We start from the raw sequence: 13046 nt of genomic DNA, 5'->3' as shown, positions 1-13046 counted from the left end.
TCGTTAGAATACTTCATAAGCCGGAAAGTCAATTTTCGGCTTATGTTATATAGGTCAGTAGTTCAATTGGTAGAGCGTCGGTCTCCAAAACCGAATGTTGGGGGTTCGAGTCCCTCCTGACCTGCCAAATTTTTAAATAAAAAGCTTGATGCTGACTAATTTGTCTTATAATAAGTCGCGAACTCAACGACGAGTAGAAAAATGTCGAACGATAAATCGCGTGACGCATTAAGCGAAGCGCCAATTCCTCAAAGAAATAACTCCGCAGAAGTGGTTAAGACTGGCTCACCGTTTGATGTGGTGCTTTGGCTGGTTGCACTGACTTTGCTTGCTGCCGCATTAATGGTGAATCAATATTTACCTGCATATTGGGTGCCAGCAAATGATGTGTGGGTCCGTGTTGGGGTAATTTTGGCTTGTATTATAGTCGCGTTAGGTTTATTATACGCCACCCATCAAGGCAAAGGCTTTGTTCGTCTGCTTAAAGATTCGCGTATCGAACTACGTCGAGTGACTTGGCCGACAAAGCAGGAAACAGTAACTACTTCATGGCAAGTCTTAGTGGTTGTGATTATCGCTGCAATTGCATTGTGGTGTTTTGACTATCTCATTAGTTGGTTCATGAAGTTCATTATCGGGTAAGTTAGCAATGAAACGTTGGTACATTATTCATGCCTATTCAGGCTATGAAAAACAAGTGATGCGTTCACTTAATGATCGAATCCAGCGCAGTACTGTTGCTGATTGCTTTGGTGAAGTCCTCGTTCCAACTGAAGAAGTTGTTGAAATGAAGGATGGAAAAAAGCGTAAGTCTGAGCGTAAGTTCTTTCCTGGCTATGTGTTAGTCGAAATGGAAATGAACGATGAAACTTGGCACATCGTGAAAGAGTGTCCAAAAGTGCTTGGTTTTATTGGTGGTACAGCAGAGAAACCTGCACCAATTACGCAAAAAGAAGCTGATTTGATTTTGGCACGCGTGCGTAACACTGGTGAAGCTCCACGTCCTAAGACGATGTTTGAGCCAGGTGAAGAATTATTGGTTATTGATGGTCCGTTCACTGACTTTAAAGGTGTGGTGGAAGAGGTCATCTATGACAAGTCACGTTTAACGTTGACAATTAACGTATTTAATCGACCTACTCAAGTTGAATTGGAATTTCGTCAAGTCGAAAAAGCCAGTTAATTTAAGTTGGTGTAAAAAGCCCGATGTTAAATTTCATCGGGCGTTGTCGTTGTAATAATTGTTGTTTATCAATAGTTATTACAGTATTAAATTGGGGAGCCTAGCGGCGTTTGTACCCAGAGGAAATAGATAATGGCTAAGAAGATTGACGGCTATATCAAGCTGCAAGTTCCAGCTGGTAAAGCGAATCCATCTCCACCGATCGGTCCAGCACTTGGTCAACGTGGTGTTAACATCATGGCATTCTGTAAAGAATTCAATGCTGCTACACAAAAAGTTGAACAAGGTCTACCAATCCCTGTAGTGATCACTGTGTACAACGATAAGTCGTTCACATTCATCATGAAAACTCCACCTGCTGCTATTCTTCTTAAGAAAGCTGCTGGTATCCAAAAGGGTTCAGCTGTACCTAACAAAACTAAAGTTGGTAAGTTGACTCGCGCTCAATTAGAAGAAATTGCAACCACTAAAGAACCAGATCTAACTGGCGCTGATTTGGATGCACGTGTACGTACCATCGCTGGTTCTGCACGTTCTATGGGCTTGGAAGTGGAGCTATAAGACATGGCAAAGTTAACTAAACGTCAAAAAGCCATTGCTGCTTTGGTTGAAGCGAACAAAGTTTATACTTTGGAAGAAGCTGTTCAAGTTTTGGGTAGCCTACCTGCTGCTAAGTTCAAAGAATCTTTGGATCTTTCAGTTAACCTAGGTGTTGATCCACGTAAATCTGATCAGGTTGTTCGTGGCGCGACTACACTTCCTGCAGGTACTGGTAAAACTGTACGTGTAGCTGTGTTTGCTCAAGGTGCTGCTGCTGAAGCTGCTAAAGCTGAAGGCGCTGATGTAGTTGGTTTCGATGATCTTGCTGAAAGCATTCAACAAGGTAACCTAGACTTTGATGTTGTAATCGCTGCTCCTGACGCTATGCGCGTTGTTGGTAAGCTCGGTACAATTCTTGGTCCACGTGGTTTAATGCCAAACCCTAAAGTTGGTACTGTGACTCCTGATGTTGCTACTGCTGTTAAAAATGCAAAATCTGGTCAAGCACGCTACCGTGTAGACAAAGGCGGTATTATTCACGCTGCGATCGGTCAAGTTGGTTTTGAAGCTACTGCAGTTCGTCAAAACGTTGAAGCTTTGATTGCTGACCTTAAGAAAGCAAAACCTGCTACTTCTAAAGGCGTGTACATCAAAAAGATCACTTTGAGCTCAACTATGGGTCCTGGTCTTACTATTGATGTATCAAACGTTTCAAACTAAGTTTGAATTGTTTTTTGAAAGAATTTTAAAGTCCTGAGAACTCCCTCTCTAATAAGGAGAAGGATTTTCAGGCGGACTTTGAATTGATAGATGTAAATTTATCAGCGTCAAAGACCTCAGGTGAACTGGACTACGGTCTGATTCTTAATTTTCCTGGGTAGACGCGGTGGTGTGATTTGTTCCTCCTCCGCGTGTAAGTCGAATGATTGGCTTACGAATTGGGAGTGCATCGAATGATGCATAAATCACCGTTAGGAGGTTCTTACAGTGGCTCTACGTTTAGAGGACAAAAAAGAGATCGTTGCAGCGGTAAATACTGCTGCTTCTACAGCGTTCTCTGCTGTTGTTGCCGACTATCAAGGTTTGAACGTTACTCAGCTTACTGAGTTGCGTGTTCAAGCTCGTCAAAACAATGTTTACATTCGTATCGTTCGTAACACATTGGCGAAGCGTGCGTTTGAAGGTACTCAATTTGATATCTTGAACGACATCTTGACTGGTCCAACAATTATCGGTTTATCAACTTCTGAAGACGATATGGGTGCAGCTGCACGCTTATTCGAAGACTTCGCTAAAACAAACAAGGCTTTTGAATTAAAAGCTGCTGCGTTTGATGGCAAAGTTTATGAAGGTGCTGAAGTTAGCGTTATCGCGAATCTTCCGAACCAAGAAAAAGCGCTTACTATGCTTGCAAACGTTCTTCAAGCTCCTATCTCAAAATTGGGTCGCCTACTTACAGCACTCAAAGAGAAAGACGAGCAAGAAGCGGCATAAGGCCAACACTTTTTACACACCATTCAATTTCCATTTGGAGTTTATCTCATGGCTTTAACTAACGAAGAAATTTTAAACGCAGTTGCTGAAAAAACTGTTCTTGAACTTGTTGAATTAATTTCTGCATTCGAAGAAAAATTCAATGTATCTGCTGCTGCTGTTGCAGTTGCTGCTGGTCCTGCTGCTGCAGCTGCTGCTGAAGAGCAATCAGAATTCAACGTTGAATTAACAAGCTTCGGCGGTAACAAAGTAGCTGTTATTAAAGCAGTTCGTGAAGCTACTGGCCTTGGTCTTAAAGAAGCTAAAGATCTTGTTGAAAGCGCTCCTTCAGTTGTTAAAGAAGGCGTTTCTAAAGAAGAAGGCGAAGAACTTAAGAAGAAACTTGAAGAAGCTGGTGCTACAGTTACACTTAAGTAATCTTACAGGGAGTTGTTTTTTTCAAAAAACAACTCCAAAAATTGGCTGGTGGCTCTTGGGTCATCAGCCTTTTTGCGTTACAATAGTCGGCTCGATTTTGTGCAGTTCGAGCATTAATTCGTCGACTTTTGAAAAAATTTAAATAAAACAAACGCTTACCAATATTCTTCAGTTTTGAAAATATTGTTAAGCGTTTCATACCACTGAAAATTGCAGCATTTGTAAAAGGTGGTGGTCATATCGACCTGCGTAATTCCTTCTAAGTCCGTTCTGCAGGCGGGCTTGGTTTTACTTTCCGAGGACTCCAGATGGCATACTCATATACCGAAAAAAAACGGATCCGTAAGAATTTTGGTAAATTGCCCCAAGTAATGGATGCTCCGTACTTGCTTTCGATCCAAGTCGACTCGTACAGAACATTTTTGCAAGATGGTAAAACTCCAAAAAATCGCGAAGATATCGGACTCCAGGCGGCATTCCGTTCAGTATTTCCAATAGAAAGTTATTCGGGTAATGCGGCTTTAGAATTTGTTGAGTATAGCCTTGGTAAACCTGAGTTTGATGTGCGCGAGTGTATTCTTCGTGGCTCAACTTATGCGGCACCAATGCGTGTAAAAATTCGTTTGATCATTAAAGATCGCGAAACCAAATCAATTAAAGATGTACGCGAACAAGAAGTTTACATGGGTGAAATGCCACTCATGACGGATAACGGTACTTTTGTTATCAACGGTACTGAGCGTGTTATCGTTTCACAATTACACCGTTCACCAGGTGTGTTCTTTGATCATGACAAAGGTAAAACACACTCAAGCGGTAAAGTGTTGTATTCAGCGCGTATTATTCCTTACCGTGGTTCATGGTTAGACTTTGAATTTGATGCCAAAGATCTCGTTTATGTACGTATTGACCGTCGTCGTAAATTACTTGCTACAGTAATTTTACGTGCATTGAACTTTAGCAATGAACAAATTCTTAATATGTTCTATGAAAAAGTTCCTGTTTACCTCGATATGGGTAGTTACCAGATTGACCTAGTACCTGAGCGCCTACGTGGTGAGATGGCACAGTTCGATATCGTTGACAACGATGGCAAAGCTATTGTTGAGCAAGGTAAACGTATTAATGCGCGTCATGTTCGTCAAATGGAAGCAGCTGGCTTAACAAAACTTCCTGTACCTGATGAATATCTGTACGAACGTATTATCGCTGAAGATGTTGTATTACGTGATGGTGAAACCATTGCAGCCAATACCGTATTGAGCCATGAGATCATGGTGAAATTGGCTGAAGGTGGTGTTAAACAGTTTAACATCCTATTCACTAACGATATCGACCGTGGTTCATTCGTTGCTGACACTTTACGTTCTGATTTAACTCGTGATCGTGAAGAAGCATTGGTTGAAATCTATAAAGTTATGCGTCCAGGTGAGCCACCAACCAAAGAAGCTGCAGAAAACTTGTTTAATAACTTGTTCTTCTCTTCTGAACGTTATGACTTGTCACCAGTGGGTCGTATGAAGTTCAACCGTCGTTTGGGTCGTCCTTACGAAGTTGGTAATGATCAAAAATCACGTGACGTTGAATGCATTCTTTCCAATGATGACATCGTAGATGTACTTAAGACATTGGTAGAAATCCGTAACGGTAAAGGTGAAGTCGATGATATCGATCACTTGGGTAACCGTCGTGTGCGTTCAGTTGGTGAAATGACTGAAAACCAATTCCGTGTAGGTCTTGTACGTGTTGAACGTGCTGTGAAAGAGCGTTTGGGTCAAGCTGAAACAGATAACCTGTCTCCACAAGACTTAATCAACGCGAAGCCAGTTGCAGCTGCAATCAAAGAATTCTTTGGTTCTAGCCAATTGTCTCAGTTCATGGACCAAAACAACCCATTGTCTGAAATCACACACAAACGTCGTGTTTCTGCACTTGGGCCAGGCGGTTTGACTCGTGAACGTGCGGGCTTTGAAGTACGTGACGTACATCAAACTCACTATGGTCGTGTATGTCCTATTGAAACACCAGAGGGTCCAAACATTGGTTTGATTAACTCTTTGTCTGTTTATGCGAAAGCAAACCACTTTGGTTTCTTAGAGACTCCGTATCGTAAAGTTGTAGATGGTCGTGTAACTGACGAAGTTGAATACCTTTCTGCGATTGAAGAAGTGGGTACAGTTATCGCTCAAGCGGATGCAACGCTTGATGAAGATAACAACTTCACAGAAGAATTTGTTTCTGTACGTCACCAAGGTGAATTCGTACGTATACCACCTGAAAAAGTAACGCATATGGATGTATCTGCACAGCAGGTTGTATCTGTAGCGGCATCTTTGATTCCATTCCTTGAGCACGATGACGCCAACCGTGCATTGATGGGATCGAACATGCAACGTCAGGCTGTTCCTACATTACTTGCTGACAAACCATTAGTCGGTACAGGTATGGAAGCGAACGTAGCACGTGACTCTGGTGTATGTGTCATCGCTAAACGTGGTGGTATGATCGAATTTGTTGATGCGTCACGTGTCGTGATTCGTGTGAATGAAGATGAAATGATCGCGGGTGAGGCAGGTGTAGATATCTACAACTTAATCAAATATACCCGTTCGAACCAAAACACATGTATTAACCAAAAAGTATTAGTAAACCTTGGCGACAAAGTTGGCCGTGGTGACGTACTTGCTGATGGTCCATCTACTGATGGCGGTGAATTGGCACTTGGACAAAACATGCGCGTCGCATTTATGACGTGGAATGGTTATAACTACGAAGACTCGATCTTATTGTCTGAACGTGTACTTCAAGAAGACCGTTTGACTTCGATCCATATCCAAGAATTGTCTTGTGTAGCACGTGATACTAAGTTGGGTGCGGAAGAAATTACTGCCGATATTCCAAACGTAGGTGAAGCTGCACTGTCTAAGCTGGATGAGTCAGGTATCGTTTATATCGGTGCTGAAGTAACAGCGGGTGATATTCTGGTTGGTAAGGTGACACCTAAAGGTGAAACTCAATTAACGCCGGAAGAAAAATTATTGCGTGCAATCTTCGGTGAAAAAGCTGCTGACGTAAAAGATTCATCTTTACGTGTACCATCAGGTACTAAAGGCACAGTAATCGATGTTCAAGTGTTTACGCGTGACGGTATTGAAAAAGATGACCGTGCTCAAGCAATCGAAAAAGCTCAGCTTGATGCTTACCGTAAGGACTTGAAAGAAGAATACAAAATCTTTGAAGAAGCAGCACGTGAACGTATTGTTCGTTTGTTGAAAGATCAGCAGTCAAATGGTGGTGGTAATACTAAACGTGGCGACAAGCTAACTGAAGACTTGTTATCACACTTAGCATTGGTTGACTTACTTGAAATCCAACCAAATGACGAAGCAATTGCTGAGCGTTTAACTCAAATTCAAGTCTTCTTGAAAGAGAAGAGCTTCGAAATTGATGAGAAGTTTGCAGAGAAGAAACGTAAACTTTCTACTGGCGATGAGCTCACCACTGGTGTACTCAAAGTTGTTAAAGTTTATCTCGCTGTAAAACGTCGTATCCAGCCTGGTGATAAGATGGCGGGTCGTCACGGTAACAAAGGTGTTGTTTCAAACATCTTACCTGTTGAAGACATGCCGCATGATATCCATGGTGTACCTGTAGACGTGGTCTTGAACCCTCTTGGTGTACCATCACGTATGAACGTGGGTCAGATTCTGGAAACTCACTTAGGTTTGGCTGCTAAAGGTCTTGGCGAACAAATTGACAAGATGGTGAAGCAACAACGTACGATTGCTGAGCTTCGTGAATTCCTAGACAAGATTTACAACAAAGTTGGTGGCGAGCAAGAACAGCTAGACACTTTAACTGACGAAGAAATCATGAAACTCGCTGGCAACTTGCGTGCGGGTGTACCTTTAGCAACACCAGTATTTGATGGTGCTGAAGAAGGTCAAATCAAAGAGTTACTAGAACTTGCAGAATTGCCACGCTCTGGTCAAACAGTACTTTATGATGGACGTACAGGCGAGCGTTTTGACCGTCCTGTAACTGTTGGTTATATGTACATGTTGAAATTGAACCACTTGGTTGATGACAAGATGCATGCGCGTTCTACGGGTTCTTACTCACTTGTAACGCAACAGCCATTGGGTGGTAAAGCTCAATTCGGTGGTCAGCGTTTTGGTGAGATGGAAGTCTGGGCACTCGAAGCATATGGCGCAGCATATACACTGCAAGAAATGCTGACTGTGAAGTCGGATGACGTTGAAGGTCGTACTCGTATCTATAAGAATATCGTAGACGGTAACCACTATATGGATCCAGGCATGCCTGAATCGTTCAACGTATTGACCAAAGAGATCCGTTCTTTAGGTATCAACATTGAACTGAAAAATGGTGACTAATAAATCTCTTCCGGCTCCTCTGTGTGAAGAGGAGGCCGGAATTTTGAGATTTCCAATTTTCAGTAATACAATATTTGTGACCCAGTTGGGGAGTGTGAACTCCTCAACACACGGAGAAAAAAATTGAAAGACTTGCTCGATATCATGCGCAAAAAGACGGATTCAGATGGTTATACACCAGTTGAATTTGATCGTATCCGTATTGGTCTTGCCTCACCAGAAATGATTAAGTCATGGTCTCACGGTGAAGTTAAAAAGCCTGAAACGATTAACTATCGTACGTTTAAGCCAGAACGCGATGGTTTATTCTGTGCCAAAATCTTTGGTCCAGTAAAAGACTATGAATGCTTGTGTGGTAAATACAAGCGTATGAAGTACAAAGGCGTAATCTGTGAAAAATGTGGCGTTGAAGTAACGACTGCAAAAGTTCGTCGTGAGCGTATGGGTCACATCGAATTAGCTTCACCAGTTGCGCATATCTGGTTCTTAAAATCATTGCCAAGCCGTATCGGTCTATTACTCGATATGACTTTGCGTGATATTGAACGCGTATTGTATTTCGAATCTTATGTGGTTACCGATCCTGGTATGACTCCACTTGAGAAAAACCAGTTATTGAATGACGAAGAATACTTCACTGCACTTGAAGAACACGGTGACGAGTTCTCAGCGAAAATGGGTGCTGAAGCTGTTCAAGACTTGTTAAAAGACATCGACTTAGATGCTGAAATTTCACGTTTACGTGAAGAAATTCCACAAACGACTTCTGAGACTAAGCTTAAAAAAGCCTCTAAGCGTTTGAAATTGATGGAAGCATTTAACGATTCAAACAACAAGCCTGAGTGGATGGTAATGAATGTATTACCTGTACTTCCACCAGATCTTCGTCCTCTTGTTCCGCTTGAAGGTGGTCGTTTTGCGACTTCTGACTTGAACGATTTGTATCGTCGTGTCATCAACCGTAACAACCGTTTGAAGCGTCTTCTTGACCTGTCTGCACCTGACATCATTGTACGTAACGAAAAACGTATGTTACAAGAGTCTGTAGATGCGTTGTTAGACAATGGTCGTCGTGGTCGTGCGATTACTGGTTCGAACAAACGTCCATTGAAATCTTTGGCTGACATGATCAAAGGTAAACAAGGTCGTTTCCGTCAAAACTTACTTGGTAAGCGTGTTGACTACTCTGGTCGTTCGGTAATTACTGTAGGTCCTAACCTACGTTTGCACCAATGTGGTCTACCGAAGAAAATGGCGCTTGAATTATTCAAACCATTTATCTTTGCTAAATTACAAGCATCAGGTCAAGCAACAACCATTAAAGCTGCGAAGAAAATGGTTGAGCGTGAGACACCAGAAGTTTGGGACGTACTCGCATCGGTAATTCGTCAACATCCGGTTATGCTAAACCGTGCACCTACACTTCACCGTTTGGGTCTACAAGCATTTGAACCGATCTTGATCGAAGGTAAAGCCATTCGTCTACATCCATTGGTATGTGCTGCATTTAACGCCGACTTTGACGGTGACCAAATGGCAGTACACGTACCATTGACTTTAGAAGCACAATTAGAAGCACGTGCTTTGATGATGTCTACAAACAACATCTTGTCACCAGCCAACGGTGAGCCAATTATCGTTCCCTCTCAGGACGTGGTATTAGGCTTGTACTACATCACTCGTGATGCAGTAAATGCCAAAGGTGAAGGCATGGTGTTTGCGGATACTCACGAAGTAAACCGTGCACTTGCAACAGGTCAAGTTGATTTACATGCTCGCGTTAAAGCACGTGTACATCAAACTGTAATCGATGAAAATGGTCATCGCGAGCAGCAAACGATCGTTGTAGATACAACTCCAGGTCGTTGTTTGTTATGGGAAGTTGTACCTGAAGGTATGGATTTCCAACAAATTAACGTTGAGATGACTAAGAAAAACATCTCTAAGTTAATCAACTCTTGCTACCGTAAACTTGGTCTAAAAGATACCGTTATCTTTGCTGACCAATTGATGTACTTGGGCTTCCGTCAAGCGACGCGTTCAGGTGTATCTGTAGGTATGGAAGATATGGTTATTCCACCACAGAAACAAATCATTATTGATAAGGCTGAAACCGAAGTTCGTGAAATCGAGCAACAGTTTGAGCAAGGTTTCGTTACTGCTGGTGAACGTTATAACAAAGTTGTCGATATCTGGGCACGTACCAATGACCAAGTTGCGAAAGCGATGATGGATAACTTGTCATTCACAACTGTTAAAAACAAACAGGGTGAAGATGAGAAGCAAAAATCATTTAACAGCATCTATATGATGTCTGACTCTGGTGCCCGTGGTAGTGCGGCTCAGATTCGTCAGCTTGCTGGGATGCGTGGTTTGATGGCGAAACCAGATGGTTCGATCATTGAGACCCCAATTAAAGCAAACTTCCGTGAAGGTTTGACCGTACTTCAGTACTTTATTTCAACACACGGTGCGCGTAAAGGTTTGGCCGATACCGCATTGAAAACTGCGAACTCAGGTTATTTGACTCGTCGTTTAGTTGACGTAGCACAAGACTTAGTAATTACTGAGCCAGATTGTGGTACTGAAGAAGGCCTAGTAATGACACCATTCATTCAAGGTGGTGATGTGATCGAGCCTTTACGTGACCGTGTATTAGGTCGTGTAACTGCAGTTGATGTACGTCGCGCTGTGGATGATGAAGTGGTATTGCCACAAGGTACACTCATCGATGAGAAAATCGCTGCGCAACTTGAAGATGCCGGTGTCGATGAAGTTAAAGTACGTTCAGTTGTAAACTGTCGTTCTACCTTTGGTGTATGTGCGAAATGTTATGGTCGTGACTTGGCACGCGGTCACTTGGTTAACCCAGGTGAATCTGTTGGTGTTATGGCGGCGCAATCAATTGGTGAACCGGGTACCCAGTTAACCATGCGTACATTCCACGTCGGTGGTGCTGCAAGCCGAACTTCTGCTGCTAACAGTGTTCAAGTACGTAACAAAGGTACTGTACGTTTCCATAACGTAAAAACTGTACAACATGCTAAAGGTCACTTAGTTTCTGTTTCACGTTCTGGTGAAATCGGTATTGCGGATGACTTAGGTCGTGAACGCGAACGTTATAAATTGCCATACGGTGCGAGCATCTTGTTAAAAGATGGCGAATCTGTAGATGCAGGCGGTGTTGTAGCGACTTGGGATCCACATACACATCCACTTGTGACAGAAGTTGCTGGTAAAGCACGCTTTAGTCAAATTGCGGATGGCGTAACTGCAACATCAAAAACTGATGATGCAACAGGTATGACAACTGTTGAAATCCTGCCTGTTACAGCACGTCCTGTATCTGGTAAAGATTTGCGTCCTGCAATCGTATTGGATATGGCTGATGGTCAAGAACAATTCTACTTCTTGCCACAGAATACCATCGTAACTGTACGTGATGGCGAAACCATCGGTGTAGGTGATGTTATCGGCCGTGTACCGCAAGAAACTTCACGTACTCGTGATATTACCGGTGGTTTGCCACGTGTAGCTGACTTGTTCGAAGCGCGTAAGCCTAAAGAGCATGCAATCTTGGCAGAAGTGTCTGGTGTTGTAAGCTTCGGTAAGGAAACTAAAGGTAAAAACCGTTTAGTGATCACGCCTGATGATGGTAGCGAAATCTACGAAGAGTTGATTCCTAAATGGCGTCAAATCAACGTGTTCGAAGGTGAACATGTAAACCGTGGTGAAACTATTTCTGATGGTCCACAAAACCCACACGACATTTTACGTCTGAAAGGTGAAGTGGCGTTGACTAACTACATCGTGAACGAAGTTCAGGACGTTTACCGTCTCCAAGGTGTAAAAATCAACGATAAACACATCGAAGTTATCGTTCGTCAGATGCTACGTAAAGTAGATATCGTAGACGGCGGTGATACAAGCTTCATCAAAGGTGAGCAAGTTGAGTACATTCGCATGGTTCAAGAGAACCAAGCGGTGAGTGCACAAAACAAATTCCCTGCGAAGTATGAACGTATCTTGATGGGTATTACCAAGGCATCATTGTCTACTGACTCATTTATCTCTGCTGCATCGTTCCAGGAAACAACTCGTGTGTTAACTGAAGCTGCTGTAACAGGTAAAGAAGATGATCTACGTGGTCTAAAAGAGAACGTTGTTGTGGGTCGTTTGATCCCAGCGGGTACTGGTTTGGCTTACCACTTAGAGCGTCGTCGTCAAGAGGCGGAAGCTGCAGAGTTTGAACTCAGCAACGACTTCTCTGATGTAGACCAAGCTTTCTCACAAGCTTTAAACGAAGAACAATTCTAAGTTTAAGCAGTGAATGACAAAGGGCGCCAAATGGGCGCCCTTTGTTTTGTCTTATTTCTGTCATGAGAGTTGCTTAACTCAAGATAACATGAAAAATCAACTTGAGTTTTTTTCTGAAAACTTGTTTTATTTAATAAATATACTTACTTTCGGGTAGAAAATAATAATTAAGTTTAAAAAATATAAAAATGATTATTTTTATAAAATATATATTAATATCAATATGTTTTTTTTAATAGTAGTTAAAATTATGAAGCAATTAATTATTGAATCTAACGGTGTAAAAACAAATTTAGATGTAAACAATATAAATCAGTTAATTCGAGAGCAAGGAAAACTAATTCTTAAACTTGCTGATGGAAAAGAAATCATTTTAAATCAAAGTGATGTGTTCTCTATTGAGTTACTTGATAATAATCAGGGCATTATAAGTATTAATTCCTTATCTCAGTCTGATGAAATAGATGAATTAGAAAAACTGGTTGAAGGGGATAAAATATCCTGGTTTGAGGAAAATAAAGCATTGTCATATGCTGGCGGAGCATTGCTTGTCGGTGGAATTGTTGCTGCTGCGAGTAGTGGTGGAAGTAGCAGTGATAATGGTGATTATGATCCACCAAGTTTATTAACTCAAAGCCTAGCCGCAGATCATAAAACTGTTACAGGTCAGACCGAGGCAGGTGCGACTGTTAAGGCAG

General features: G+C 42.1%; 9 protein-coding genes and 1 tRNA gene. All 10 read left to right on the top strand.

Going from position 1 to position 13046, the window contains the following annotated elements; genetic code table 11:
* Positions 1 to 51: 51 nt before the first annotated feature.
* Positions 52 to 127 (top strand) — tRNA-Trp (locus tag Aru01_RS16650).
* A gap of 74 nt (positions 128 to 201) precedes the next feature.
* Positions 202 to 642: a preprotein translocase subunit SecE gene (gene secE / locus Aru01_RS16645; RefSeq protein ID WP_016657957.1), complete on the top strand. Its 441-nt coding sequence runs from the start codon at positions 202 to 204 to the stop codon at positions 640 to 642.
* Between the two features lie 7 nt (positions 643 to 649).
* The gene (gene nusG / locus Aru01_RS16640) at positions 650 to 1183 is read left to right on the top strand and encodes a transcription termination/antitermination protein NusG (RefSeq protein WP_016657956.1); all 534 of its coding nucleotides are present in this window, start codon (positions 650 to 652) and stop codon (positions 1181 to 1183) included.
* Positions 1184 to 1315: 132 nt separating this feature from the next.
* Positions 1316 to 1744, top strand: coding sequence for a 50S ribosomal protein L11 (rplK, locus tag Aru01_RS16635; protein WP_004718484.1), 429 nt, complete (start codon positions 1316 to 1318; stop codon positions 1742 to 1744).
* A gap of 3 nt (positions 1745 to 1747) precedes the next feature.
* Positions 1748 to 2443: a 50S ribosomal protein L1 gene (gene rplA, locus Aru01_RS16630; protein WP_016657955.1), complete on the top strand. Its 696-nt coding sequence runs from the start codon at positions 1748 to 1750 to the stop codon at positions 2441 to 2443.
* Between the two features lie 267 nt (positions 2444 to 2710).
* Positions 2711 to 3217, top strand: a complete 507-nt coding sequence (gene rplJ, locus Aru01_RS16625; protein WP_016657954.1) for a 50S ribosomal protein L10 — start codon at positions 2711 to 2713, stop codon at positions 3215 to 3217.
* Positions 3218 to 3265: 48 nt separating this feature from the next.
* Positions 3266 to 3634 (top strand): 50S ribosomal protein L7/L12, encoded by a 369-nt coding sequence (gene rplL / locus Aru01_RS16620; protein ID WP_016657953.1) that lies wholly within the window; start codon positions 3266 to 3268, stop codon positions 3632 to 3634.
* Positions 3635 to 3942: 308 nt separating this feature from the next.
* Complete coding sequence (rpoB, locus tag Aru01_RS16615; protein ID WP_016657952.1) at positions 3943 to 8031, top strand: DNA-directed RNA polymerase subunit beta; 4089 nt, start codon at positions 3943 to 3945, stop codon at positions 8029 to 8031.
* A 123-nt stretch (positions 8032 to 8154) separates the two neighbouring features.
* The gene (rpoC, locus tag Aru01_RS16610; protein WP_016657951.1) at positions 8155 to 12348 is read left to right on the top strand and encodes a DNA-directed RNA polymerase subunit beta'; all 4194 of its coding nucleotides are present in this window, start codon (positions 8155 to 8157) and stop codon (positions 12346 to 12348) included.
* 250 nt (positions 12349 to 12598) lie between these two features.
* A partial coding sequence (locus Aru01_RS16605) for a hypothetical protein (RefSeq protein WP_370736892.1) occupies positions 12599 to 13046 on the top strand: 448 nt, incomplete at its 3' end.

It is taken from the genome of Acinetobacter rudis (assembly GCF_000829675.1).
GTDB lineage: Bacteria > Pseudomonadota > Gammaproteobacteria > Pseudomonadales > Moraxellaceae > Acinetobacter > Acinetobacter rudis.
Note: the sequence above shows the minus strand (reverse complement) of the source record. Positions and strands in the feature narration are given on the sequence as shown.